This window comes from Streptomyces sp. NPDC051677 (assembly GCF_044453465.1).
Lineage (GTDB): Bacteria > Actinomycetota > Actinomycetes > Streptomycetales > Streptomycetaceae > Streptomyces.
In genome coordinates this window covers 414027-440792 of record NZ_JBITCT010000001.1, presented here as the reverse complement: position 1 = coordinate 440792, position 26766 = coordinate 414027, and the positions used below count along the sequence as shown (strand labels likewise).

General features: G+C 71.8%; 17 protein-coding genes, 1 other RNA gene and 1 pseudogene. 11 read left to right on the top strand and 8 right to left on the bottom strand.

Features of this window, described 5'->3' with window-relative positions:
• Positions 1-17: 17 nt before the first annotated feature.
• On the bottom strand, positions 18-1376 hold the full coding sequence (locus ACIBAF_RS01915; protein WP_399461335.1) for a hypothetical protein: 1359 nt from the start codon (positions 1374-1376) through the stop codon (positions 18-20).
• 210 nt (positions 1377-1586) lie between these two features.
• On the opposite strand from ACIBAF_RS01915, the gene ACIBAF_RS01910 reads away from it, so the two are divergent.
• The 3 genes from ACIBAF_RS01910 to ACIBAF_RS01900 are packed head-to-tail and all read left to right on the top strand — an operon-like array spanning position 1587 to position 4950.
• Complete coding sequence (locus ACIBAF_RS01910; protein WP_399461118.1) at positions 1587-2447, top strand: Nif3-like dinuclear metal center hexameric protein; 861 nt, start codon at positions 1587-1589, stop codon at positions 2445-2447.
• A complete protein-coding gene (locus ACIBAF_RS01905) occupies positions 2444-3187 on the top strand; it encodes a zinc ribbon domain-containing protein (RefSeq protein ID WP_399461334.1) in 744 nt (247 codons plus the stop codon). Before ACIBAF_RS01910 ends, ACIBAF_RS01905 begins: the two co-directional genes overlap by 4 nt.
• A gap of 32 nt (positions 3188-3219) precedes the next feature.
• Entirely contained in the window at positions 3220-4950 is a 1731-nt protein-coding gene (locus ACIBAF_RS01900; RefSeq protein WP_399461117.1) for a bifunctional RNase H/acid phosphatase, read from the top strand.
• Here the strand turns inward: ACIBAF_RS01900 and eda are convergent.
• Positions 4922-5590 carry a bifunctional 4-hydroxy-2-oxoglutarate aldolase/2-dehydro-3-deoxy-phosphogluconate aldolase gene (eda, locus tag ACIBAF_RS01895; protein ID WP_399461116.1) on the bottom strand — a complete coding sequence of 223 codons (669 nt, stop codon included), beginning with the start codon at positions 5588-5590 and terminating at the stop codon, positions 4922-4924. The two genes, ACIBAF_RS01900 and eda, sit on opposite strands and share 29 nt — an antisense overlap.
• A 155-nt stretch (positions 5591-5745) precedes the next feature.
• Positions 5746-6537, bottom strand: a complete 792-nt coding sequence (gene yaaA / locus ACIBAF_RS01890) for a peroxide stress protein YaaA (protein WP_399461115.1) — start codon at positions 6535-6537, stop codon at positions 5746-5748.
• Positions 6538-6615: 78 nt separating this feature from the next.
• Between yaaA and ACIBAF_RS01885 the strand changes: the two genes are divergently transcribed.
• A complete protein-coding gene (locus tag ACIBAF_RS01885; protein WP_399461114.1) occupies positions 6616-8139 on the top strand; it encodes an RNB domain-containing ribonuclease in 1524 nt (507 codons plus the stop codon).
• 24 nt (positions 8140-8163) lie between these two features.
• Here ACIBAF_RS01885 and ACIBAF_RS01880 read toward each other — a convergent pair whose 3' ends face one another.
• Positions 8164-9765 (bottom strand): FAD-dependent monooxygenase, encoded by a 1602-nt coding sequence (locus ACIBAF_RS01880; protein WP_399461113.1) that lies wholly within the window; start codon positions 9763-9765, stop codon positions 8164-8166.
• Between the two features lie 62 nt (positions 9766-9827).
• Between ACIBAF_RS01880 and ACIBAF_RS01875 the strand changes: the two genes are divergently transcribed.
• From ACIBAF_RS01875 to rnpB, 6 genes and pseudogenes are all read left to right on the top strand, one after another.
• Positions 9828-10457 (top strand): TetR/AcrR family transcriptional regulator, encoded by a 630-nt coding sequence (locus ACIBAF_RS01875; RefSeq protein WP_399461112.1) that lies wholly within the window; start codon positions 9828-9830, stop codon positions 10455-10457.
• Positions 10458-10611: 154 nt separating this feature from the next.
• The gene (locus tag ACIBAF_RS01870) at positions 10612-11103 is read left to right on the top strand and encodes a DUF4260 family protein (protein WP_399461111.1); all 492 of its coding nucleotides are present in this window, start codon (positions 10612-10614) and stop codon (positions 11101-11103) included.
• Between the two features lie 19 nt (positions 11104-11122).
• Entirely contained in the window at positions 11123-11632 is a 510-nt protein-coding gene (locus ACIBAF_RS01865; protein WP_399461333.1) for a TetR/AcrR family transcriptional regulator, read from the top strand.
• Between the two features lie 77 nt (positions 11633-11709).
• Positions 11710-12531, top strand: a complete 822-nt coding sequence (locus ACIBAF_RS01860) for a helix-turn-helix domain-containing protein (protein WP_399461110.1) — start codon at positions 11710-11712, stop codon at positions 12529-12531.
• 25 nt (positions 12532-12556) lie between these two features.
• Positions 12557-13387: pseudogene (locus tag ACIBAF_RS01855) on the top strand (DMT family transporter); the annotation flags it as partial.
• An 88-nt stretch (positions 13388-13475) separates the two neighbouring features.
• An RNA gene (gene rnpB, locus ACIBAF_RS01850) (RNase P RNA component class A) lies at positions 13476-13878 on the top strand.
• A gap of 354 nt (positions 13879-14232) precedes the next feature.
• Here rnpB and ACIBAF_RS01845 read toward each other — a convergent pair.
• The 4 genes from ACIBAF_RS01845 to ACIBAF_RS01830 all read right to left on the bottom strand — a co-directional run bounded on the left by ACIBAF_RS01845 (position 14233) and on the right by ACIBAF_RS01830 (position 25410).
• Entirely contained in the window at positions 14233-16509 is a 2277-nt protein-coding gene (locus ACIBAF_RS01845) for a UvrD-helicase domain-containing protein (protein WP_399461109.1), read from the bottom strand.
• Positions 16506-23459 (bottom strand): DEAD/DEAH box helicase, encoded by a 6954-nt coding sequence (locus tag ACIBAF_RS01840; protein ID WP_399461108.1) that lies wholly within the window; start codon positions 23457-23459, stop codon positions 16506-16508. Before ACIBAF_RS01840 ends, ACIBAF_RS01845 begins: the two co-directional genes overlap by 4 nt.
• Before the next feature lie 95 nt (positions 23460-23554).
• Positions 23555-24202, bottom strand: a complete 648-nt coding sequence (locus tag ACIBAF_RS01835; RefSeq protein ID WP_399461107.1) for a hypothetical protein — start codon at positions 24200-24202, stop codon at positions 23555-23557.
• The gene (locus ACIBAF_RS01830) at positions 24199-25410 is read right to left on the bottom strand and encodes an AAA family ATPase (RefSeq protein WP_399461106.1); all 1212 of its coding nucleotides are present in this window, start codon (positions 25408-25410) and stop codon (positions 24199-24201) included. The genes ACIBAF_RS01835 and ACIBAF_RS01830 overlap by 4 nt, the downstream gene beginning before the upstream one ends.
• A 295-nt stretch (positions 25411-25705) precedes the next feature.
• Between ACIBAF_RS01830 and ACIBAF_RS01825 the strand changes: the two genes are divergently transcribed.
• Entirely contained in the window at positions 25706-26764 is a 1059-nt protein-coding gene (locus ACIBAF_RS01825; RefSeq protein WP_399461105.1) for a beta family protein, read from the top strand.
• Positions 26765-26766 lie beyond the last annotated feature (2 nt).

Here is a 26766-nt window from a genome sequence, read left to right as displayed (position 1 = left end):
GGCCACGCCAACCGCAGCTACTTCGTTACAAGGCTGCCGAGAGGGGCTTGCTGGAGGGGGATCGGGCGGAGGGCGAGAGGCGGCCGGGTGGGCGCCGATCCCTCGACGGCCGAGAGTCCTTCGGGGGGCGACATCCCTTCGGACGGCGCGGGCGAGGGCGGGGCCGCGATCGGCGCCGGCACGGGCGCCACCCCGCAGGGCTCCGCCGCCGTGGCATACGGCAGACGCAGGACCCCGGCCGCCGTCCACAGCCCACTGCCCGCCAACCAGCCCTCGGGGGCGGCGAGTTGGTACAGCCGTCGATCCGCCGGGCGCCAGACGCCGACCCAGGTGCCGAAGGGGCCGTCGATGCGCAGCCCCACCGCGCACCCCTCCGGCAGGAGCATCTGGCCCGGCTGGATCGCGAACGGGGTGAGGGTGTGACCGGGCAGGTGCAGGGACTCCGGGAAGCGGACCGGCAGCGTGCTGCCGAGGACGCCCCAGCCCAGCCGGGTGTCGCCCGGCGAGGGAGCGTCCGAGCCGATGAGCAGCAGCCCGCTGTCGGGGTCGGCGAGCAGCAGACGGTCGTCGCTGTCGGCGGAGATCTGCAGCAGCTCAGACATCTCGCCGCCGCGCTCCAGGTCCACCACGATCGCCTTGGTCCGGCCGCCGACCTCACGGTCCAGCGCCAGCATCCGGCCCGTACGGTCCAGCCAGACGCCGCCCGAGCAGCGGCCGGGGATCTCGGCGAGGTGCTCGGGGCCGAAGGCGCCGCCCGCGACCAGCCACAGGGCCGTGGTGCTGCGGCCGACGGCGAGGGCGTACGCGCGTCCGCCGCAGGGGGCCGGCGGGAGCAGGCGCAACCGGGTGCCCTCGTCCGGGCACTCGACGGCGCCCAGCGGCAGCTCGCCCGTGCCGGGGCCGGTCGGGTACAGCAGGGAGAAGGCATGCCGTCCGTCGATCGGCCGCCGGATCAGGACCCGGCCGTCGGCCATCGGCTGCACCTCCGTGCCCGGCTCCTCGGGCTGGTTGCCGGGCAGCGGCACGGCGTACGGCTCGGGGCCGTCCAGGGTCCAGCGCTCCGGGAACCAGCAGTCGCCGGCGCGGGCCAGGCGTGCCGCGTAGGCGCCGTCCGCCGTGATCACGCAGTCCGCATGCGGCGGCGTACCGGGCTCGGCGCCACTGCACCCGGGAGCCTCAGAGACCCCAGAGACCCCAGAGACCCCAGAGACCCCAGAGACCTCAGGGGCATTGAGGGCCTCAGGGGTCTCAAGGGCCGCAACCTCGCGGATTGCAAAAACCTCAGGTGTCTGAAGCACCTCAGGTGTCTGAAGGGCCCCAGGTGCCTCAGGGGCCTCCCCGTCCGCCGCGGTGGGCTCGATCGCACAGGCCGGCATCGTCATCGTTCCGCCACCTCCGGCACACGAAGCTAGTTTTCGCACGCACGGACGTGGGACCGACGGGCGGTCCGCTTCCCTCATAAGAGTGGTGCAGAAGCGATTCACCTGAGGGGTGTCGAAGGGGTGTGCATCGGCCCGGTCCGGCATCGACGGCAGCGGTACGGGCTCGTAGTACGGGCTCGTAGAACGGCCAGGTAGCCTTGGCCCGTGCCCCGTCTGTCTGAAGTCATCGCCGCGCTGGAGAACCTGTGGCCCGCCCAACGGGCCGAGTCCTGGGACGCGGTCGGCACCGTCGTGGGCGACCCCGAGCAGGAGGTCTCCCGGGTTCTGTTCGCCGTCGATCCCGTCCAGGAGATCGTCGAGGAGGCCGTGCAGCTCGGCGCCGGTCTGCTCGTCACCCACCATCCCCTGTATCTGCGCGGGACGACGACCGTCGCGGCCTCCACCTTCAAGGGCCGCGTGGTGCACACCCTCATCAAGAACGACATCGCCCTGCACGTCGCTCACACCAACGCCGACACCGCCGACCCGGGGGTGAGCGACGCCCTCGCCGGCGCCCTCGACCTGCGGGTCGTACGGCCCCTCGTGCCGGATCCGAGCGATCCCGACGGGCGGCGCGGGCTCGGCCGGGTCTGCGAGCTGGACCACCCGCTCACCGTCCGCGAGTTCGCCGCCCGGGCCGCCGAACGACTGCCGGCCACCGTGCAGGGCATCCGGGTGGCCGGTGACCCCGAGGCGGTCGTGCGGACCGTCGCCGTCAGCGGCGGGTCCGGCGACAGCCTCTTCGACCACGTCCGCGCGGCCGGCGTCGACGCCTTCCTCACCGCGGACCTGCGCCACCACCCGGCGTCCGAGGCCCGCGCGCACAGTCCTCTCGCGCTGCTCGACGCGGCGCACTGGGCCACCGAGTGGCCCTGGTGCGAGCTGGCGGCCGCCCAGCTCGACGAGATCTCCGACCGGCGGGGATGGGACCTCAGGGTCCATGTCTCCCGTACGGTCACCGACCCCTGGACCGCCCACGCGGCGTCCGCCACCGCCACCACTGACCCACTGGGAGCCCCCAACTGAACGCCGCGCCCGCCGACCAGATCCGTCTCCTCGACGTCCAGGCCCTCGACGTCCGGCTGCAGCAGCTGGCGCACAAGCGGAGGTCTCTGCCCGAGCACGCCGAGATCGAGTCGCTGACCAAGGACCTCACCCAGCTGCGCGACCTCCTCGTCGCCGCGCAGACCGAGGAGAGCGACACCGCCCGCGAGCAGACCAAGGCCGAGCAGGACGTGGACCAGGTGCGCCAGCGCGCCGCCCGCGACCAGCAGCGCCTCGACTCCGGGGCCGTCACCTCCCCGAAGGACCTGGAGAACCTCCAGAAGGAGATCGTCTCCCTCGCCAAGCGCCAGGGCGACCTCGAGGACGTCGTCCTGGAGGTCATGGAGCGCCGCGAGTCCGCGCAGGAGCGGGTCGCCGAGCTGACCGAGCGGGTCGGCTCCGTCCAGGGGAAGATCGACGACGCCACCGCGCGCCGGGACGCCGCCTTCGAGGAGCTCGACGGCGAGGCCGCCACGGTGACCAAGGAGCGCGAGGTCATCGCCGGGTCCATCCCCGCCGACCTGCTCAAGCTCTACGACAAGCTGCGCGAGCAGCAGGGCGGCATCGGCGCGGCCAAGCTCTCCCAGCGCACCTGCCAGGGCTGCCGCCAGGAGCTGTCGATCACCGACTTCAACGAGGTCCGCGCGGCCGCGCCCGACACGGTCGTCCGCTGCGAGAACTGCCGTCGCATCCTGGTGCGCACGTCCGAGTCCGGTCTGTGACCGGTCGTTTCAAGCGGTAAGGGGCTTACGTCGTGCGGGAGTTCATCGTCGAGGCCGACGGCGGGTCGCGGGGCAACCCGGGGCCCGCGGGCTACGGCAGCGTGGTGATCGACGCGGCGACGGGGGAGACCCTCGTCGAGCGGGCCGAGTACATCGGCGTCGCCACCAACAACGTGGCCGAGTACCGGGGCCTGGTGGCCGGCCTGCGGGCCGCCCGGGACCTCGACCCGTCGGCCTCGGTGCGCGTGCGCATGGACTCCAAGCTGGTCGTCGAGCAGATGTCGGGCCGCTGGAAGATCAAGCACCCCGACATGAAGCCGCTCGCCGCAGAGGCGGCCCGGGTCCTGCCGCCCGGGCAGGTCACCTACGAGTGGATCCCACGCGAGCAGAACAAGCACGCCGACCGCCTGGCGAACGAGGCGATGGACGCGGGCAAGCGCGGTGAACAGTGGGACGCCGGCGCGTCCCGCGCCGTGCTTGACGCCCGCACCACCGCGCCCCCGGCCACCCCCGCCGGCCCCCCGGGCAACGCCACCGCAGGCGCGGCGAAGGCCCGCGCAGCCCTGTCCCGCTCCCGCACCGCGACGCAGGGTCCTGGCGGCCGCCCGCCCCAGGAGACTGGCGGCGAAACCGCTCGGGGAACGGGCGCGGAAACCGGCGGCGAAACCGCTCCGGGGACGGGCGCGGAAACCGGCGTGGGAGCCGTTCCGGGGACGGGCGCGGAAACCGGCGTGGGAGCCGTTCCGGGAACGGGCGCGGAAACCGGCGTGGGAGCCGTTCCGGGAACGGGCGCGGAAACCGGCGTAGGAGCCGCTACCGGAAGCGCTCGGGAAGCCGCCCAGGAAACCGGCGCGAAGACCGACGCCGACCGTCGAGCCGCCCGCACCGTCGCCGCCCCGGCTGCTTCCCCCGTCACCCCCGCCGCAGCTTCTGCTGGGCCGTCCGCGGCCTCTGCTGGGCCGTCCGCGGCCTCTGCCGGGCCCCCCGCCACTTCTGCCGCGCCCCCCGCCCCCACCTCCGCCGCCCCCGCCCCCACCTCCGCCGCCCCCGCCCCCACCTCCGCCGCCCCCACCTCCGCCGCCCCCGCCGTCACCTCTGCCGTGCCCTCCGTCGGGTGGGGTGGAGGGGCTGATCTTGGGGCGCCCGCCACCTTTGTGTTGCTGCGGCACGGGGAGACGCCGCTCACTCCGCAGAAGCGGTTCTCCGGAAGCGGCGGCACCAATCCCTCCCTCTCGGACGTCGGCCGGGAGCAGGCCGAGCGGGCCGCCGCCGCGCTCGCCCGGCGCGGGACCGTCCAGCACATCCTCGCCTCCCCGCTCGCCCGCACCCGCGAGACCGCGGGGGCCGTCGCCGCCCGCCTCGGTCTGGAGGTCACCGTCGAGGACGGGCTGATCGAGACGGACTTCGGGGCCTGGGAGGGGCTGACCTTCGGCGAGGTCCGCGAGCGCTACCCCGACGATCTGAACGCCTGGCTGGCCGACCCGGAGGCCGAGCCGACCGGCGGCGGCGAGAGCTTCGCGGCGACGGCCACCCGGATCGCGGCCACCCGCGACAAACTGGTCGCGGCGTACGCGGGCCGCACGGTCCTGCTGGTCACTCACGTGACCCCGATCAAGACGTTCGTACGGCTCGCCCTGGGCGCGCCGCCCGAGTCACTGTTCCGCATGGAACTGTCGGCGGCCTCGCTGTCGGCGGTGGCCTACTACGCGGACGGCAACGCCAGCGTCCGCCTCCTCAACGACACGTCCCACCTTCGGCCCTGAGGTACGAGGCGGTCCGGGCGAGGCCCTCGATCCGGGCCCAGTCCCGGGCCGCGACCGCGTCCGCCGGGACCATCCAACTCCCGCCCACACAGCCGACGTTGGGCAGGGTCAGGTAGTCCAGCGCGTTGTCGGGGCCGATCCCGCCCGTGGGGCAGAAACGGGCCTGGGGGAGCGGTCCGGCGAGCGACCGCAGATAGGCCGTACCGCCCGCCGCCTGCGCCGGGAAGAACTTCATCTCCCGCACCCCCCGCTCAAGCAGCGCCACGACCTCCGAGGTGGTCGACACCCCGGGCAGGAAGGGCAGCCCGGACGCCCGCATCGCCGTCAGCAGGGCGTCCGTCCAGCCGGGACTCACCAGGAACCGAGCCCCGGCCGCCCCGCACGCCGTCACCTGCTCCGGGGTGATCACCGTGCCGGCCCCGACGACCGCCTCCGGGACCGCTCCGGAGATCTCCCGGATCGCGTCGAGCGCGGCGGGCGTCCGCAGCGTCACCTCGATCGCGGCCAGCCCGCCCGCCACGAGCGCTCGCGCCAGCGGTACGGCGTCGGCGGCATCCTCGACGACCACCACGGGCACGACAGGAGCCGACGCCAGATCCAGTACCGAGGCAGCCGGAGACGAGGGCAGCGGTGAGGTCATGCGCCTCATCCTGCCCGCGCCGCGCAGCATGCGCAAAGGTCATTGCGCATGCTGCAACATAGCTGGTGCGCGAGGTCCGTCGGGTGGGTCGTCGGGTGGGCCGGTGGGTGGGCCGGTGGGTTGCTCTCCGTGCTCTCCCTGCTCTCCGGCAGGAGTCAGTGCACCTCGTCCACCAGCACGTCCAGCCTCCAGGCCGTCGTCCCGGCCTTCGCCCGCGCGGGCGCCTGTTCCTCCACCACGTACCCGAGGTCCCGCAACGCCTCCACCAGCTCGACCGGGCCCTTGGGGGCGATGCCCGCCGTCAGCAGACTCCGGACGATCCGTCCCTTTGTCGCCTTGTTGAAGTGGCTGACGACCTTCCGGGTCGGCGCATGCAGCACCCGCACGCTCGCCGTCCGCCCCGCGACCTCGCCCTTCGGCTTCCACGCCCCCGCATACGCCGCCGACCGCAGGTCCAGCACCAGCCCGTCACCGGCCGCCTCGGGCAGCACGGCCGCCATCGGCGTGCGCCAGTGCGCGCCCAGCGCCCCCAGCCCCGGCAGCTTCACCCCCATCGAGCAGCGGTACGACGGGATGCGGTCCGTCACCCGGACGGCCCCCCACAACCCGGAGAACACGAGGAGCGACCGGCCCGCGCGCCTCTTCGCCGCCGCGTCGAGGGAGGCCAGGCCGAGGGCGTCGTACAGGACACCCGTGTAGATCTCCCCGGCCGGCCGCGCGCCCGCCGTACGCAGCTCCGTGTTCTTCGCGACCTCGCCGCGCAGCCCCTCGCTCAGCCCGAGCACCTCGCGCGCCTTGTCCTCGTCGGCCGCGCACAGCTCCACCAGCTCGTCGAGGACGGCCTCGCGGGCGGCGCCGAGCCCCGGCAGGGAGAGGCCCTCCGGCTTGAGCGGGGCGCCGCGCCCGGAGGACGCCTTGCCTTCGGAGGGCGGCAACAGGACCAGCACGGTGGATCTCCTTCGGTAGAGCTCTGCCGCGCCAGCGTACGACGTGCCGCCCGGCGCACCCGGTCCTACATTCGTTGCATGCCCCGCCGCCACATCCGCGTGACCGGCGCGCCCGAAGCCCCCCTCCGGGCCGCCCTCACCGCACTGCGCAAGAGACTCGGCGCACCGGCCGCCTTCCCGCTCGCGGTCCTCGCCGAGGCGGAGCGGGTCGCCAAGACCCCGTCCCTGCCCTCGTACGACGCCACCGACATCCCCTTCCTCACCCTCGACCCGCCCGCCCGTCGCCCGCCACCACCCTTCCAAAGAGTCGCTGCGCGACCGCCTCTTTATTCCACCGACCTCGACCAGGCGCTGCACCTCTCCCGGCAGGGCGCCGGCTACCGCGTCCGGTACGCCATCGCCGACGTCGCCGCGTTCGTCGTCCCCGGCGGACGGCTGGACGTCGAGGCGCACAGCCGGGTGAACACCCTGTACTTCCCCGACGGCAAGGTCCCGCTGCACCCGGCCGTGCTGAGCGAGGGCGCCGCCAGTCTGCTGCCCGGCCACGACCGCCCGGCCGCCCTGTGGACCGTCGACCTCGACGCGGACGGCCGTACCGTCGCCGTCGACGTCCGCCGCGCCCTCGTCCGCAGCCGCGCCAAGCTCGACTACGCGGGCGTGCAGCAGCAGATCGACGCGGGCACTGCCGAGGAACCGATCCAACTCATCTCCGTAGTAGGGAAGTTGAGGGAGGGGCTGGAGGCCGAGCGGGGCGGGATCTCCCTCGACGTGCCCGAGCAGGAGGTCGTCGAGCACGACGACTCCTACGAGCTGACCTACCGTGCCCCGCTGCCCGCCGAGGGCTGGAACGCGCAGCTCTCCCTGCTCACCGGGATGGCGGCGGCGGACCTCATGCTCGCCTCGGGCACGGGCGTCCTGCGCACGCTCCCCGCGGCGCCCGGCGGCGCCGTGGGCCGCCTGCGCCGCACCGCGCACGCCCTGCACATCGACTGGCCGCACCACGTCTCGTACGCGCAGCTCATCCGCTCCCTCGACCCGCACGACCACCGTCACGCGGCCTTCCTCCAGGAGTGCACGTCCCTGCTGCGGGGCGCCGGCTACACCGTTTTCCGCGACGGGAGCCTCCCCGCCATCACCACCCACGCGGCCGTCGCCGCCCCGTACGCCCACTGCACGGCCCCGCTCCGCCGCCTCGCCGACCGTCACGCCACCGAGCTCTGCCTCGCGGCCGTCGCCGGCCACGCCCCGCCCGACTGGGTGCTCGCCGTGCTCGACGCCCTGCCGAAGGAGATGGCGGAGGGCGGCCGCCGCGCGAACGCCGTCGAGCGCGGCTGCGTCGACATCGTCGAGGCCGCGCTGCTGAAGGACCGGGTCGGCGAGGTGTTCGACGGCTACGTCGTGGACGTGGACGAGCACCGGCCGACCGTCGGCACCGTCCAGCTGGAGTCCCCGGCGGTCATCGGCCGCGTCGACAGCGGCGACGGCGGCGAGAGCGGTGAGGGCGGTGAGGGCGGCACTCCTCTTCCGCTGGGCGAGCGGCTGCGCGTTCGCCTCAAGGAGGCCGACCCGACAGCGCCGACGATCCGTTTCGCCCCCGCATGACACCCCTGTGCGGCGCGGTCGTCGTCAGGAGGCGGGCGCGCCGAACCAGCGTTCCAGCGCCGCCTCCAGGGTGTCGTCCGCGATGTCGTCCACCGTGTCCTCGGGGGCATGCTCCGGGTCCGCCGCCGCCCAGGCCACGTACCCGTCCGGCCGCACGAGCAGCGCCGTGAGCTCCGGACGGTCGGGGGCGGCGACCGTGCGGACGTCCACCCGGTCGGCGTGCCCCTCCGCGCGGGCGCGCAGCTTCGGGTCGTCGGCCAGGTCGAGCAGCAGGCCGCGTCCGCCGTGCAGGCCGTCGGCGAGCCGGGCGCCGTCCGCGAGTGCCAGGTCGGGGGCGCTGCGGCCGACCAGCGGATGGTCACCGGGCAGGTCGTAGTGCTGCCAGACGCCGGAGATCTTCTTGACCAGGTAGGTGGTGCCGTCGACCGTCTCCGTCATGCCGGTCACCACCTCGCGCAGGGCGCGCGCGTGCGACTCGGGGCGCATCAGCGCGATCTGGGCCCGCGTCCACTCCAGCACCCAGGCGCCGATCGGATGCCGTTCCCGCGTGTAGGAGTCGAGCAGCCCCTCGGGAGCGTGCCCGCGCACCACCGCCGCGAGCTTCCAGCCGAGGTTCATCGCGTCCCCGATGCCGAGGTTGAGCCCCTGCCCGCCGAACGGCGAGTGGACGTGCGCCGCGTCGCCCGCGAGCAGCACCCGGCCCGCGCGATAGCTGCTCGCCTGACGGCAGTTGTCGGTGAACCGGGTCAGCGAGTGCACCTTGTCCACCGTCACGTCGACCCCGGTCACGCGGCGCACACTGGCCTGCAACTCCTCGGCGGTGACGGGTGTTTCACGGTCGGCGGGCGGCCCGTCGAACTCCACGGTCAGGACCCGGCCGGGCATCGGACCGTGGACGTACGTCCCGACGTCCGTCGTGTTCCAGCCACGCCGCAGCCCCTCCGTCCCGGTCATGTCGGCGATCGCCTGGTACCCGGTGATCTCCGGGGGCGTGCCCGGGAAGTCGAACCCGGCGAGCTTGCGGACGGTGCTACGGCCGCCGTCGCATCCGACGAGCCAGCCCGCGCGCACGTCCCGCCCACGCGTGAGGCGTACGGTGACGCCGTCCTGGTCATCGTCGTCTGCGTCGGTGTCGAACCCGGTCACCTCGACCTGACGGCGCACCTCCACGCCCAGCTTCCGGGCGCGCTCGCCGAGCAGCCGCTCCAGCGTCGCCTGCGGGACCAGGCCGATGCCGTCGACCGGTCCGAGGTCCGCGAAGGCCGGGTCCGCGTCGTCCAGCAGGTCGGCGGTCAGCATGATGCCGGCGAAGTGTCCGGCGAACTTCGGCGGCGGCACGGCCCCCGCGCCCGCCTCCCCGCCCCGCGCCTTCATGAACTCCCGGAACCGACTCATCGCCGCGTCCTGGATCTCCGCGAGCGCGGGCAGCAGCCCGCGTCGGTAGAGGGCCACGGCGGTCGGGGAGTTGATCGCGCCCGCCTTGATCGTCTCGTCCACCTCGGCCAGCCGCTCGACGATCAGCGTGCGCGCCCCGCCGAGCGCCAACTCGCACCCCAACATCAGCCCGACCGGCCCGGCGCCGACCACGACGACGTCGTATTCAGTGTCTGTCCTGAGCTTTGTCATACATTCACTGTAGTGACTAAAAGTTTGTGGCCGCTATAGTTTTCCTCAGGATGGAGGTCAAGATGGAGCAAGGGAAAACGGAACCGAACCTTCGGGAACGCAAGAAGCAGGCCACGCGGCAGCGGATCTCGGACGTGGCGACCGGCCTGTTCGTCGAGCGAGGCTTCGACGAGGTGACCGTCGCGGAGGTCGCCAGGGCGGCGGACGTGTCCGCGATGACCGTCTTCAACTACTTCCCGCGCAAGGAGGACCTCTTCCTCGACCGCATCCCCCAGGCCGTGGACATGTTCACGGAAGCGGTCAGGCAACGCGATCCCGCCCAGGGCCCGCTCGCCGCCCTCCGCGCTCTCGCACTCCAACTCCTCGACCAGCGGCACCCGTTGGGCGGGGTAGACGACGACTTCCCGTACTTCTGGAGGGTCGTCGTCGACTCGCCCGCACTGCGCGCTCGCGCCCGCGAGGGCGTCGAGGAGGTGGAGGAGGCGCTGGCGCGGACCTTCGCGGAGACCGCTCCCGACCTCCCGGACCCGCACCTCGTGGCCGCCCTGGCGGTCGCGGCCTACCGCTCGGCCTACGTCACCACCGCGCGCCGCCTGCTCGCGGGGGAGCGGGCGGCGGCCGTCATGGACGAGCACCGGGCGCGGATGACGGCGGCCTTCGACGCGCTGGAGGGGGTGTTCGGAGCCGGCTGACCGACTGACCGGCTGACCGACTGACCCGGGTGGCTCTGGCCGACTCCTTGACGGCTAACACTGTTAGCCCTACAGTTTCTGACTGTCGGGGCTAACAGTGTTAGCCAAGGCTGGAATGTGAAACATCATCCCGTCGTCCAAGGAGGCAGCAGTCATGAGCGCAACTACCACGACCGCCAAGACAGCCATGACGGCCAACACATCCAAGACGGCCACGACCGGCAAGACGGCCACGGTCACCACGACCGCCACGGCCACCCGCTCCCCCCTCACCCTCGTCCGCCGCACCGCCTGGCTCGCGGGCGCGCTGTGCTGGTCGGCGTTCGCGGTCCTGGAGGGCGTCAACCACGGCTGGCTCGCCGGAACGCTCGCGTTCGCCTTCTTCATCGCCCCGGACCTGACCTTCCTCGTCGCCCTCGACGACGCGCCCCGCATGGCGAAGGGCCAGCTCCCGCCCCGCGCGGTGCCGTGCTACAACGCGATGCACCGCGCCCTCGTCCCGCTCGCGCTCATGGCCCTCTACGCCTTCGGCCCGTTCACCTGGGCCCCGCTCTTCGCCGCCCTGTGCGGCTGGGCCGCGCACATCTCGTACGATCGCGCTTTCGGCTACGGACTGCGCACGAAGGAGGGCTTCCAGCGTGGCTGACCAGCTGCTGTCCGAACGACTGACCCCGCGCGCCCGGGAGATCGCGACGGCTGCCCGGACCCTTCTGGAGGAGGCCGGGCCCACCGCGCTCACCATGCGCGCCCTGGCCGACCACCTCGGCATCAAGGCGCCCTCCCTCTACAAGCACTTCCCCGACAAGCACGCCGTCGAGGTCGAGTTGACGGCCCAGATGCTTCAGGAGTCGGCGGCGGCCCTGGAGGCGGCGGAGGAACACGAACCCGGCTCGCTCACCGCGCTGGCGCAGGCGTACCGGACGTACGCGCTGGCCCACCCCCACCTGTACTGCCTGGCCACGGAACGCCCCCTGCCCCGCGCCGAGCTCCCGCCCGGCCTGGAGGACCGGGCCGCGATGCCGCTGCTGCGGGCCTGCGGCGGCGACCTCGACCTGGCCCGCGCGACCTGGGCCTTCGCCCACGGCATGGTGATCCTGGAGATCCACGGCCGGTTTCCGGACGACGCCGACCTCCCGTCGGCATGGAACCGCGGCCTGAAGGCGTTGCACCCCTAGAAGCACGAAAAACTCAAGGGGAAGCACGAGGAACCCCTGGGGAAGCACGAGGAACTCAGGATTCCAGGGGGTGGCGCGTGAGCCGTGAACAGGCGTGGTGGACGAGGGCCCGGCTGGGCCGCTGCGGCCCGCCCCTGGACCTGCTCACCGCCCGCTTCGAACGGCACGTCTACGCCCCGCACGCCCACGAGGAGCTCAACGTCGGCGTGTGCGTGGGCGGCTCCGAGGTCATCGACTACCGCGGCGGCCGCCTCCGCCTCGGTCCCGGCTCCATCGTCGTCCTCGCCCCCGGCGAGATGCACACCGGCGGCCCGGGAACCCCCGACGGCGGCTACGCCTACCGCGCCCTCTACGCGCCGGTGTCGCTGCTGACGGACGGCGCCGTCGGCGGCCTCCCGCACTTCCACGACCCCGTCATCGACGACCCCGAACTGGCCGTCGCCCTGGCCCGCGCCCACACGGACCTGGCCGCCTGCCCCGACCCGCTGGAGGTCGAGTCCCGCCTCCCGTGGCTGTTGACGGCCCTAGCCCGCCGCCACTCCACGGCCCGCCCGGTGTGCGACACGATCCCCGGCGCCGAGCGCATCACCCTCGCCGTCCGCGACCGTCTCGCCGACGAACTCCTCACCCCGCCCTCCCTCGCCGACCTCGCCGCAGACCTGGGCCTGTCCCGCTACCAACTCCTGCGCGCCTTCCGTGCGACGACCGGCATACCGCCCTACGCCTGGCTGTCCCAGTACCGGGTGACCAGGGCGAGAGCCCTGCTGGAGGCCGGCCTGCGCCCGGCCGAGGCAGCCTCCCTGGTCGGCTTCGCGGACCAGGCCCACCTCACCCGCTGGTTCCGCCGCGTCATGGGCGTGACGCCGGCGGCGTACCGCAACAGCGTTCAAGACACCTGACCGGGACCCGGCCGACACTCCCCGCATGACTGCACGCGGCTGGTTCCTGTTCTCCCTGATGGGAGTGGTGTGGGGCATCCCCTACCTGATGATCAAGGTGGCGGTGGACGCCTCGCTGTCACCGTCCATGGTGGTGTTCACGCGCTGCGCCCTGGGCGCCGCCCTCCTGCTCCCCTTCGCGCTGCGCGGCGGCGGCCTGCTCCGCACCGTCCGCACCCACTGGCTGCCCATGCTGGCCTTCGCGTGCATCGAGATCCTCGGCCCGTGGTTCACGCTCACGGACGCCGAGCGCCACCTGTCCAGCTCGACGGCGGGCCTGCTGATCGCGGGCGTGCCGATCGTCGGCGTCGTCCTGGCCCGCTTCTTCGGCGACGCGGAACGCCTCGGCCTACGGCGGATGACGGGACTGGCGCTGGGCCTGGCGGGCGTCGCCGTCCTCACCGTGCCGCATCTCACCGGCGGCGACGCCCGCTCCCTGGCGGAGGTGTTCCTGACGGTGCTGGGATACGCGACGGCGCCCCTGATCGCGGCACGCTGGCTGAAGGACGTACCGACCCTCCAGCTCACCGCGCCCTGCCTGGCGCTGGCGGCCCTGGTCTACACACCCGCGGCGGCAGCGACCTGGCCTGCGGAGATGCCGTCCGCGTCGGTTCTGACCGCCCTCATCGGCCTGGGCGTGATCTGCACGGCGCTCGCCTTCGTCGCCTTCCTGGAACTGATCAAGGAGGTGGGCCCCTCCCGCGCGATGGTCTTCACCTACGTCAACCCGGCCGTCGCGGTGGCGGTAGGCGCCCTGTTCCTCGACGAGCCCCTGACCCCGGCGATCGTCGCCGCCTTCACCCTGATCCTGGCGGGCTCCGTCCTGGCAACGGCGGCGGGACCGTCGACTGGACCGGCGGGACGGAAGGAGGACCCGCGCCCGGTAACATGGTCGACACGGCAGACGAGCCGGGCGGACGGCCGCGTGGAGTCCCCTTAGGGGCTTCCCGAGGAACGTCCGGGCTCCACAGGGCAGGGTGATGGCTAACGGCCACCCGGGGTGACCCGCGGGACAGTGCCACAGAAAACAGACCGCCGAGGGCTTCGGCCCCCGGTAAGGGTGAAACGGTGGTGTAAGAGACCACCAGTGCCCAGGGCGACCTGGGCAGCTAGGTAAACCCCACCCGGAGCAAGGTCAAAAGGAGCGCGGTAACACGTGCTCTGCGCGGACGTTCGAGGGCTGCCCGCCCAAGTCCGCGGGTAGACCGCACGAGGCCGGCGGCAACGCCGGCCCTAGATGGATGGCCGTCGCCGGGGGCTTCGCGAGAACCCCCGGAACAGAACCCGGCGTACAGCCCGACTCGTCTGCCGCCTAGAGTCTCTGGTCAGCGAATATGCTGGTCAGGGACTTTTTTCGCGTGTTGGACGGCTCAGGCAGACTCCGTTCCGTACCGGTCGAAACGGGCTCGCGCGGCTACAGCCACACGTGTCCGGCTGGCCTTTACCGCTGCAAAGGCTTGCTCTCTGGGTGTTTTGAACCCTGGCCATGACAGAGCCTTTTGCCGGGTCGATGCGTCAATTCCGCTTGCGGAGGCTGTCGTTCGGCTACCTGATGAGCGATCTATCCCATAGTGAGTCGACGGCAGCGGCCCCGGGCGCCGAACTCGACTGGAAGGCCGCGGAACGTCACGTCACACCTGGTCGAGGGAAGGCTCTGTGACGTCACGATGCCGACTCCGGTGTGTCGACCCAAGAGCCATCGAGGAACGGGCTTGGCTTGCCGTGCCAGAACACGTCCACACTGTCGCGTGCCCGGGTGGCCGCCACGAACAGCAGGGAACGAGCCCGCTGGATTTCGTGCCGGTAGCGGACCCGGTCCGTATCGCGCAGCCTGCTGACAGCCTCGCGCGGCACGAGCCCGTCCGACACGCCAGCGATGATCATTCGCTGGTACTCCAGCCCCTTGAACCGGAACATCGTGCCGATGTGCACGCCCGAGGAACCGTGCGGGCCGTCGGAACGGATCTCCACCGAGTGGATGCCGTTCAGTTTGAGCGTGTAGGCCACCTCGGCCGCCATTTGGTTGGTCGGTACGCAGATCGCGATCTGCTCGTGCTGAATGCCCGTGTCGGAGTCGGCATCCCACTCCTTGATGAGCGCGGCCACGCCTTCCCGCTCGGCGGCCCAGTCCGGGAACGCGTGCCCGGCAGGGAGCCCCCCGCTGAGCACCGACCGGTAGCCGGCCAGGTTTTCCTCGTTGCCGTCGAGGTCGTCGTACCTCGTCTCGCCCAGCACGCCGAGGGCGGAGCGGAGGATCTGCCGTGTCGTGCGGTAGCTGAGGCTCAGCTTCGAGGACCGGCCACGGATGTTGATGCCCAGGCTGCCCAGCGTCACCTGGTTCTTGTAGATGCGCTGGTGGGTGTCCCCGACCAGGAACAGGTCGTCGGCACCTCGGGCGGCCATCGCACGCAGCAACTTCCAGTGGGCGGGCCGAAGATCCTGAGCCTCGTCCACCACGATGTGCCGGTACCGGTAGCGCAGCCACCCTCCTGAGCCGTCCTGGAGGTGGACGTTGTCGAGGCCGCCCGCCTCCTCACGCTGCCGGGCGACGGTGAGGATTCTCTGCTCGCGTCCCATTTCGAGCCGTGCGGCACGCTCGGCCACCTGGTCCCAGGTCTGCCGCCCGAGCCGGTCGAGCCGCTGCGAGAACCGCTCCGCGAGCTGCCAGATCTCGGCGCGCTCAGCACGACCGATGTTCCTGCCACGGCCGGCACGCCGGGCCCGGAAGTAGTCGGTGCGGGTGCCGACGGCCTGGCCCAGGATGACCTGCGTCCACTCGTCGTGCAGGAACTCCGGGTCCCATCCCTCCTCTCCCAGTTCGTCCAGCAACCCGCGCCATTCGCGCACGGCTTGGCTGTCGTCGATGGCCTGCTTCCCGTTGCCCGGTTCGGCCTCGCGGACGATCCGCAGTGCCAGCTGGTCGACGTGGCTCACCTCGACCCGGCTCAGCAGTTCCTCGCCCCCCAGTTCCAGCAGCCGGGAGCGCAGGTCGGCGGCGAGGTTCTTGTTGTACGTGGTCAGGAGGACGGGTTTGTCCCGGCCCGGGGGCAGCTGCCGCACGAGATACCGCACCCGGTGCAGGGCGACGATGGTCTTGCCGGTCCCGGGACCTCCGCCCACCCGGGCGGGACCGTTGTAGCGCCGTTCGACCAGCCGGGCCTGGGTGGGGTGGAGGAAGACCTTCCAGCGGCCGAAGTCGCCGCTCTCCAATGCCTCCCGCAGGGCGTCGTCCGTCGTGGTGACGACCGTCGCCGGTCGCTGTGCGGCGGTCTCGAAGTCGTTCGGGTCGACCGGCTCGGTGGCGGCCACCGGCTTGGTCACCTGATCGAGCACGGCGTCGTACGACGCCCCGTCGAACAGCGCGAGCAGCACTTCACCGGTGAGCTGCGGCGCGTACTCGACGAGTCCGAGCAGTTGCTCCTCGGTGGTGAGGGTGCGGATGACGGGCAGCAGCGGTTCGGCGACACCGAGGTCCGACAACTGCTGGTCCGACCAGTCGGCGAACAGTGACCGGACCCGCGGTTCCGGCTGCGAGGACGCGGCCGGTTCGGCGGGTGCCGGGGCCTGTGAGGCCGGAGCGGGGAGCCGGCGCAGGACGCTGTCCTCGACCACCTCCAGGTCGACGTACTCGATGCCGCCCGTGACCTGGTTGACGCCGTACGACAGCCGGTTGTAGACGTCCTTGCGGTGCTTGACGGAGACGATCAGCCAGTCGTTGTCGGCGAGCCGCAGCAGCAGCGCCCGGTACTCGTCGTTGACGCGCGCCGACCAGAGCCTGCTGTCGCCCTTGAGCTGCTGGAGTTTCAGCCCGGTGGTGTGCGGGTTGCTCCGGAACTTGTGCTGGAAGTCGAAGAACGCGCCCTTGACCGTGCGGGGAAGCTTGAGGATCTCCTTGTCGGCCTTGTCGAGCAGGCGCAGCGTGACGCCGGAGGTGTTCATTGTTTCGGCTCCCCGTCGCTGATGGTGTCGCTGTTGTTCTGCCGTTCCGTGAGCCGGGCGATCATGGCCGCCGGTTCCCATGCGGCAGCGGTGTGGACTGTCCAGCCCGCTGCCGCGAACGCCTTGTCCCGGTCCTGTGCCTCGTAGTCGGGCTCGTCTCCGTCCGTGCGAGGTGCGAGGACCACTCCGATCCGGGTGTCGGGCCATGCCAGTTCGGCCTGCCAGCCGCGGCTGTCCAGTTCGTAGCCGTCCTGAGGGGCCGGCACCGCCGCGGTGGCCAGCGCGTCGGCGAGTTCGGCGAGCCCCGGTTCCTCCGGGTCGAGGTACTCGATGACCCGATCCCAGCCGGGATCCCGCCCTGGCCCGGCGTCGGTGGACCTGCCTGCCGTGTGCATCGGCTGGGCTGCCTCACCGCCTCCCACGGCAGGCACCGAGGGTGCCGCGACGACCCCGACGGAGGCGAGTTCCTCGGCCTGGGAGGGCACGGGGATACGTGTCGAGGACAGCCAGCCCTCCCCGCCGGTCACGGTGAGCACTTCGGGGGCGAAGCCGTCGAGCATGCTCGACGTCAGTTGGGCGCTGTCACCACCGCCGTGCTCCAGGAACTGGAGCACGTTGCTCCAGTAGAGCCATGCACGCCAGCGCCGTTTGTGGGTCGGCTCGTCGGCGAGCGCCGCTTCTCCGTCGTCCAGGACAGTAAGTCCCGTCCATACGGGCGGGGTGCGTCTGCCGTCCGCGGCCAGCACCAGACGGCAGCCGGACGCGTCGCGGCCGGACAGCAGTCGCACCGGACCGGCGGCCCCCGCGGGCCTGCCGCCGCGCAGCGCTTCACGGATACCGACCCCGATGTCCTCGCCGGTGAACGCGGCGGCTCGCACGCCGTCCGCCCCGCTGAGTCCGGCGGCAGTCGCTTCCGCCCGTCGCCGCCAGCGCTCCGCGTCGGGAGAACGCAGATAGGCCAGCAGCAATCGGGCCGGGTTGACCCACACCGTCTCGGCGAGTTCACCGGGCAGGCCCCGGCCCACGCGGTCGTAGTAGTCGCGGGCGCGCTGCTGCCCGGCCGTGCCGTACGGCACCCACACGGGGTCGGCCTGACCGGCCCCCGCGTACCCGGTGTCCTGGATCCGCTGACGCCACTCCTTGACATCGTGGTAGGTCAGCTGGAAGACGCGAAGGCCGTCCGCCCGGAGCCGGGCGCGTTTCTCGGCGTCGTCCTTCAGCCGGTTGTGCTCAGGGGTGGCGTGGTAGGCGTAACCGTCGAGGTACAGGGCCACGCGCGGGCCCGGGGCGTCCAGTCGTTCGAGGAGTATGTCGGGCCGGGTGCCGCTGTCCAGGGCACGCTGTTGGGAGACACGCCAGCTCACAGTGGTCCCGTCGTCTGCCGTGAGCCGCAGGTCGAGGGCGTATGTACCGGCGGATGTGGTGTACGCGTCAGCCGCTGCCCTCGACTCCGCCAGCTTCGCCCAGTCCTGGAGGGTGTCGACGAAGAGGATCTCCAGATCGCTCTCGGCCTGCCGCTGCAGCGGGATGTGACGCGTCGTGGCCACCGGCGAGGTGCGCCATTCCGCACCGTCGGGGCCCAGCAACTCGTCCAGCATCTGGCGGACCTCGTTGCGGCTGACCTTGTCGTAATCGGCGGCCGGTACGCGCCGCAGCAGGCACTGGTGGCAGCCGTCGAGCCCCTTCTCACGGCACGCGCACCCCTCGATGACATCGCGGGCCCTGAGCAGGACCTCACGGAATCCGTCGGCCGACGCCAGTCGATGCAGGTAGCCGGTGCCGCCCGGCAACCGGTCGTAGACGACGAGGAAGCGCCTCGGCCAGTCCGCCTCGAGGTCACCCGCCTGATCGGGCATGGTCGCCTCGGCGATGTCGATGTGGTCGGGATCGCCGCCGTAGCGGGCTGCGATCCCCGCGAACAGGGCGGCGGTGAACGACGCGAGCCGTTCCTTGACGCGTGCCACCGACGCGGGCAGCAGGATCCGCACGGCCTCGGTGGTCAGTTCGTGGGCGAGGAGCAGTGGCACGTCCTGCCCTCTGCCCTTTTGTTCGCTCGCGCCGGTTCCCGGCCCCCGGACCCGGCGGCGCGGGCACCACAGCTGATGGTGCGCGGCAGCCGGGGTGCTCGTCGCCCCCGACTCGGTGAGCGCGTGCTGCGACACCTCCACCACTGGGCGGCCGTCGGCCGTCGCGCCGCCGCACTCGGTGCAGACATGGAACGGGTTGAGCCGTACGTCCTGCCCGGCGAGCGGCACCGTGCTGCTGCCGTCCTCGCGGTCCAGCCCCAGGTTCAGCGTCCGGATGGTGGCATGGCGGGTGAAGTCCACGCCGAACACGGCGGTGTCGTGCCGCCATGAGCCGGGTGCCAGTCGGTCGGGGTCGATGTCCACGGTGGTGAGCACCGCGTAGCGCTTGCGGTCCCGTTCGTCGCGGTCGTCGCGGACCCGGGCGTCGTCGCGCTTGTCGCGGGACAGGACCCGCCGGGGTCGCAGGACGCGCTGGACACAGCCCGCATCGGCGATCTCCCGTCCGCGGCAGCGCGGGCACGGGTCGGTGTTGTGCTCGGCGTTCTGCGCCTCGGTGCGGACGTATCCGCAGGCGGGACAGAGCCGCCACACTGACCAGGCGCGGCGCTCGGGGCTGCCGACGTCGAGAGCCCGCACCACGTGCCGGTAGCCGTTGACGTAGAAACTGTTGCCGGGGGCGAGTTCGGTGAGGGCCAGTTTGCGGGACCGCTCGTAGTCCCGGGTCTCACTGCGGTACACCTTGCGGACGGCGCCCTGATCGGTGTCCGCGCCAGGGGTGCCGTCCTCGTCGCCCGGCGTCTCCGTCCAGTACAGCGTCGCTTCCAACTGCGTGGTGGTGTCCGTCAGGCTGTAGTTCGGCAGTAGCCCGAGGTCCACCAGGGTGGCGTGGGCGCTGGACTGGCTCAGCTCCCGCAGCAGGTCCCCGGCGCCTCGCCGCTCGGCCAGCAGTTCGCGCCGCTCCCGGTCCTGCGTGTCGTCGGACCGGGCCAGGTGTCCCGCGGCCTCGTCGATCGCGGAGATCCTGCGGCGCAGTTCCTCGCGCCGTCCCGTCCAGTCTTCCTCGGCCTCCTGCAGCGCCCGTACGATCCCGCCCGTCGCATACGCGCGGAGTTCCTCGGCCGCGTACTCGGAAACGCCCGCGCCGTCGGAGCTGTCGGGGTCTCGTCCGCCGCTGCCGTCGGGGAACAGGGCCAGGAACTCCTCCACGAGGGCCGCGCCGTGCGTCTGGGCGGCGTCCGCGAGGTCCTGGCACCACCCGCTGGTGCCGAACAGCGCGGAGGACAGCCGTGGCAGGGGCGCGAGCACCTCGCCGTCGGAGGTCCGCAGCTCGCCGCGGGCTGCCAGGTCCAGCAGCCGTGCCGTGTACTGGCGGCGCAGGATCTCCACCGCCGAGAGGTAACAGCCCGGCGGCAGGATGGTTCCGGCGATCATCTCGCGAGGCTCGTCCAGGTAGTACAGGTCGCGCGCCTTGCGTCCGCCGAACGCGACCACCAGCGCGTTGCCCGTGCGGCGTCCGGCGCGTCCGGCCCGCTGCACGTAGTTGGCGGGACCGGCCGGCAGGGAGCCGAGCAGGACGGCGGACAACTCGCCGATGTCGATGCCGAGTTCCAGCGTCGGGGTGCACGACAGCACATTGGGGTCGGTGTAGTGCGTACCCGCCTTGAAAGTGCGCTCGACGCGCTCTCGTTCGGGGCGGCTGAGCATGCCCGTGTGCTCGGCGGTCACCACGCGGAACGTGCCGCCCGTCAGGTAGAGACGGCGGTAGTAGTCGCCGGTGTAGTCCCGTTCCGGCGTGAACGAGCCGAAGCGGGACACCTCGGCCTCGGCACCGGACAGGCCGGGCTGTGGCGCGGTCAGCCGGCCCTTGCACCGGTACCGGGGGCAGGGATGTCCGTGCCACCGAGTGCGCCGCTCGGGCGACACGACCTGCTGCCAGCGGCAGTCCTCGCAAGCGACGAAGGCCTTGTTGACGACGGCGTCGTCGAGGAGCCGCACCTCGATGTGGCCGGGCTGCAGCCCGTACACGCGGGTCTGGCGGTCGCGGGTGGTCCGCGTCGCGAGGACGCCCGCGTCGGCGAGGGCGGGCAGCAGTCTGCGCAGGTACTCGGTGGCCCCCGCGGCGTCCAGGTCCAGGGATCTGCGGGTCCAGTCCTGGTACCAGCCCAGGCGTCCGGTGATCGAGTCGAACTCGGACCTGTCCTTCTGTCCGTCCAGCAGGAACCGGGGCGGGGCGACCCCCTCGGGGAACGCGGGCATGCCGTCGGGCCGCCGCCCGGAGATGAGGTAGCGGTTGCTGCCGGCTTCCTTGATCCAGGTGTCGAGCCAGTGGTGCCGTACCGCGCCGCGCAGCCGCAGCCGCTCCAGCAGGCCCCGGACGTACGCGAGATAGCGTTCGGGAGTCGGCAGCCCGCCGACCGCCAGCAGCTGACCGGGCAGCGACAGGTGCAGGTCCCGCGCCAGGTCCGTGACCTGGTCCGGTTCCGCCACGGCGACCTCGGCGGCGGCGGTCCGCGTCAGTTCCAGCGTGCGCCCCATGCGGCTGCGCAGCCCGAACTCCATCACCGTCGCGAAGGCCAGCCGTTCGCCGATCAGCCGCCAGGTCCGCGCGTCGCCGGTGCCGCGGCCGGACAGCAGCCGGTCGACGCCCGGCTCGTCGTGCAGATCGGGGGGCACCACGGCGGCCAGCGCATCCGGGTCGTCGACCGAGTCGAGGACGTGGCCGATCAGGTCGTTCAGCGTCGTCGGTGCCCCCGAGTCGTCCAGGTTGTGGGCGAGCAGCGAGCGCAGCGAGAACTTGTACGAGGCGTTGGCGACGTACCCCGCCCGGTGTGCCGCGTCCTGCGTGGAGTCGTTGAACAGCAGCGTCTTGCGTTCCTCCGGTACGAGCGCGATGTCGCCGCCGGTGAAGAGCTGGGTGACCGTCGCCGAGGCGAGGGCCGCCTGGGCCGTGCCCAGGAAGCGGATGCTGTTGTCGGTGTGGCAGGCCGGGCACCGGTCGTCCTTGGCGGCCCGGTCGGCGGTCTTCTTGTCGAGCACGGCCAGCGCGAACCAGGCGTCGACGAGCTCGCCGTCATCCCCGGCGGCGGGCAGCCGGTAGGTGCCCTGCCCACCGTCCAGCACGACCACCGACAGCGGGTCGACGCCGCCGTCCGAGGGCCGTGCCCCGGTCAGCGCGTCGAGAGCCTGCTGTCGCTCGCGGCCGGTGGCGGAGATGAAGTAGCGGACGCGCCGCTTGTCCCGGCCCACACCGGCCCGCCAGATCCGGTCCTGGGCCATCACCAACTGTTGTGGGTCGGCCTCGGGGGACAGGGCTGCCCAGCCGGACCGCCCGCAGTTGCGGCAGTACACGGCGGGCAGGTGCACCTGGGCCGGGCGGGGCGCGCTGTCGGAGCCCGGCAGTGACTGCGGCTGCCTGCTCGCGGAGGACGACGGCCAGTCGCCGGACGAGGCGTCCGGATCCTCGTCACCCGGAGGCGCGGCGTTGAGCGCGGCCCGGCGGGCGGCGGTGCGGTCGTCCTCATACCAGCGGAACTCGGGGGTGCGGCCGACCCCGCGCAGCACCCGCGTCACGGGCCGCACCCACAGGTGCGCCTCGATGTGCAGCAGTGGCCGGGGCCTGCGCTCGTCGGAATCCGGGTCACGGGCGGCCGACAGCAGTGCCACGAACCGGGACAGCGCCTGGAGCACCAGCCGCGGGTTCTCCCGGGCGGTGCGGCCCCAGGAGTAGCCGAACCGGGCGAGCCGGTCCCGCAGCGCCCACTCGTCCAGAGGCTCCCCGCCGAGCAGGGACAGCACACCGTGGGTGAAGTCGTGCCGTTTCAGCAGCCGCCCGACACGGAAGGCGGTCAGCCCGGAACGCCCCAGCATCCGGGTGGCGAGCGCGTCCAGGTCCAGCAGGTCGGGCCGGGCCTCCGCGTCCGGCCCGCCGGACACCGTCACGACTTCCTGCGGAGTCGGGGGTTCCGGCAGCTCGTAGTCGACGGTGCCGGTGAACTCGTCGGCGGTCATCCGCTCCTCGCCGATGACCGCGTCCGCCGGGAACGGCATCCCGAACACCCGCGCCGCGACATCGAGGATGCCCCCGGCCTCGTTGCCCGGCGCTCCCTCGCCGAGCGTTGCCGAGGTCGCCACCGGGCAGATCGACCCCAGGGGTCTGCCGGGCCGGGACGCGCCGGTGGCGGCGGCCAGCCGGCGCAGGAGCATCGCCACGTCGGTGCCCTGTGCCCCGTCGTACGTGTGGAACTCGTCCAGCACGACGTAGGCGGGCTCGGCCCCCTCCCACAGGCTGCGGTCCTCGCCGCGCTGCAGCAGCAGGTCGAGCATCTTGTAGTTGGTGATCAGCACGTCGGGCGGCGAGAGGCGCATCTCCTCGCGTCGCGTCATCACCCGCCGGAAGTCGGTGTCGGGCCGGTCGCCGATGTACAGGCCTGCCGTGACCTGGGCCAGCTCCGGCCGCGCCAGGTACTCCCCGATGCGCCCGGCCTGGTCGGTGGCGAGCGCGTTCATCGGGTACAGCAGCACGGCCTTGATCCCGGCCCGCCCCTCGGCCTTCTGCCTCCGGCAGTGGTCCAGTACGGGGATCAGGAAGGACTCGGTCTTGCCGGATCCGGTGCCCGTGGTCACCAGCGTGGGCCTGGCGGGCCCGTGCAGGGTGGACAACCGCGCCCACGCCTTCGCCTGGTGCCGCCAGGGAGCGAACCCCGGGAACCCGGCGGACCACTCCAGCTCCCGTTCCCACCCGTGGTCGGCGACGTGGAACGGCGTCCTGATCCGCAGATAGGGCCCGCGGAAGATGCCGGTCTCGGGGTGCCCGAGAAAACGTTCGAGCGCGCTGCGGGTGTCCTCGTCGGCGAGGGCGTACGTCGTCGTGAGGTACTGCGTCAGACTGCCGCGGAGCTGCGCGGCGGCCATGGTGGGCTTCACGACGGTCCCCCTTGCGATGCCGGTGCCCTGGTGATCGGTACCACCGTATAGGGGGTGGCCGACAGGCCCGAAACGGTGCTGAAACGGGCTCTGACCTAGGAGGTCTTCCAGCCCGCCACCTCGTCGGCGAAGTCACGGTACGACCGGTTGTTGCCGGCGGGCCGGGCGATGACGTGGCCGCCCTTGACCGCTTCCTCCATGATCTTGGGAGCGTGGGACTCGCTGTACGGAGGTTTCCCGAGGCATTTCACGAGGTGCTCCTTGGCCTTCATGATCTGGCCCAGGTCGCGGCGGCGTTCGGCGTCCTTGAGCTTCCAGCCTGGTTTGACCTTGGGGAACGCTTCGGGGAAGAGCATCAGCCAGGCCTCCATCTCGTAGGCGGCCAGGGCCAGAGCGAAAGGGCAGCATTCCTTGAAGGTGGCGCGCATCTCCTCCGTGATGCGCCTGCGCACCTTGTCGTAGTGCTCATCGGCGACCGCGTCGAAGTCGACGTGTATGACGACTCCGGCCAGTTTCGCCGTGTCCGCGTGACCCTGCGCGAAGCGCCTGATCTCCTGAAGGCGTGGAGAGAGCGTCGCCTGGGCACGCGCCAACCGGACGGGCTTCCTCATGAACTTCACTTCCGGACAGGACCCCGGATACAGCGCGGGAATCAGGTGCTGGAGCACCTTGCAGTCGTTCGGGTCCTCGCCGGCGACCACGATGACCGAGCGCTGACGGCCGCGAACAGGCTTCGGACTCACAGGGCGCCCCCGAGGGCGCCCGAGTACCAGAGGTCGCCCAGCGGCTCGTACTCGGATTTCTCGACGACCCGCTGGATGTCCTCCAGAGTGCGAGCCGGGATGCGCGATGCGCCGCTGGCGAGCCGTTCGCACACGATCAGTTCCTCGGGCTCGACCTCGTTGACGAGAACCGGCGAGTGCGTGGTCACCAGGAACTGGCCGCGCGCGCTGGCCTCGCGGAGCCTCAGCGCCAGAAGGCTCAGCACGTGCGGGTGGAGTCCGTGATCGATCTCCTCGATACACGTCAGCAGCGGCGGCTCCGGATCATGAATGACCGCGAGCATGCACAGGGCGCGGACGGTGCCCCAGGACGCGTCCGCCAGGCGGGTGCGGCCTCGCAGGCGTTCTTCTTCCAGTTCCACCTCTACGCGGCTGGAGCCCGGGATGAGAGACATGTGGATGTTCCGGATCTGCGGGACCACGGTCCTGATGTCCTCTTGGAGGAGTTCCCAGGCGTCCCCGTGCTCCTGCAGCCCCAGCAGGAAGTCCGCCAGGTTGGAGGCGTCGCCTTTGAGATGGCGCCCCGTCTCGCTGATCGGGGACGGTTTTCGCGCGGCCCGCACATCAGGGTCGAAGACTCGGATCCGGGACAGATGGTGCTGCACATCCGTGATGGCCTTACCGGACGTAGTGCCCGCCGGCCAGGGCAGAACCTGGTCCTGGTGAAGGGCCGACACCATTCGCCCGACACTGACCTGAATGCTTTCGCCGTCGATTTCCCACGGGCTGCTGATGACTCCGGCATCGCTGGTCAGTTCGACTGACGACTGTGCGTCCGGATGAGGGTGCTGGACGAACCGCTCCTGTCGGTAGAGCACGTGCTCACGGTGCCGCGGCTCGGGCAGCCGACGCTGCGAGACGCTCAACTCGTAGCTGTCAGGGGTTTCGTCCGACGCGAAGTCCGACCAGACGCCCTCGACGCCGACGGTGATCCGTGACACCGGCTTCCGGCCGCCCCTGAACGCCACGGAGTCGAATTTGCCGCACTCGTTCAGCGCCGGCTCGATCCCCTCCCGGGCCACGTTCCCCAGGAACTCCAGGGCATGGAGAACATTCGACTTGCCCGCCGCGTTCGGGCCGACCATGACAGTCAATGGGCCGAGCGGCAGCTTCGTGTCGGTCAGCGTGCGGAAGTTGCGCACGGTCAGACCGAGTATGCGGTGGTTCAAGCCTCGCGCCCATCGTGTAACAGCCGGGCGGCAACGGCCCGGTCATCGAACTGGTCGGCGCACGGCGGACGGTCCCGAGGCAGCCCGCTGAGTGCCGCTCAGTTCCCCATGTGTGCCGTCCACTTGGTGCGTCCGACCACCGAGCATCACGAAGCGTACAACTTGCGTCACACCGTCACCAGGTACTTGCGCACTTCAGCCATTCAGACCGAAAGGGCTCTCTTTTCACCTGCCTTGACCTACGCGGACCCTTGCGGGAAGGGAAAGCGCGCGGGCAGTGCCGAGGGGAGCCGCGATGTCCGAACCGCTCTACGTTCCCGTTCTGCCGACTCGGCCGCATGCAGCGGAGGCCTACCGGCGTCTGCGTCCGGATGTCCGGGCCGCACTCGTGCCCCTGTGGAACCTTCCGCCACTCCCTGCCATGGAGTCGACGGAGTTGGACGCCGCCGTTCGGAGGTTCGTCGACCCGGTGAGCGGGGTGCATCGCCATCATGGCGGGTGGATCGACGCCCCCTTCGCTGAAGACGCCCAGGTCTTCTCCCTCGCCGACGCCCTTTTCGTCTACAGCGAGCTGGGCCGGCTGCGCCCGGTCACGGGGCCGGAACGGACCGAGGCGCAGCAGACCGCGGCTCTGGAGACGGCCTGCCGCTGCGACTGCGGTGTCGGCGTCCGGGTCCGCGTCACGGGCGAGTGGGACGGCGACACCGCCGAAGCCGTCCGTGGCCTCCTGGCGCGGGCCGATCCGGCCGTGCCGGTCGATCTGCTGCTGGACATGGGCGGCGTCCTCGGCGACCGGCCCGACGCGGGCAAGGAGACCCTGCGCGCTCTCGACGCCCTGATTCCCCTGGCGCCGTGGCGGACCGCCGCCGTCCTCGCCGGGGGATTCCCGCGCGTCACTGGCGACATGCTGGAGCAGGGCCTGCGGGAGGAGCCCCGCACCGACTGGCACCTGTGGCACGAGGTACGGGCCAGCGGTCGTGCCTACCTTCCGCTGCTCGGCTACGGCGACTACGGCGTGCAGCCCGTCGCGGCGCTCACCCAGGTGCCGAAGCGGAACAGCAAGGGTGGCCCGCCCTGGGGCGTTCTCCGCTACACCACGGAGGCCTCGTTCGTCGTCTGCAAGGTACTGGCCCGCGGAGACGACCGGATAGCGGTCAACCGGAGGGCGGCCCGGCAGATCCTCGCCCTCCCCGAATTCCGGGGCGCGACCGCTGGAGCCGGTGAGTCATGGCTGCGCGGTTGCGCGACCGGGCCCGCCACATTGGGCGGCGGTACGGGCGGGCCCACGGAGTGGCTCTGGGCAGGCAACGTCCAGCACATGACCTACGTCGTCCGGACCCTGCCCGACAGCTGAAC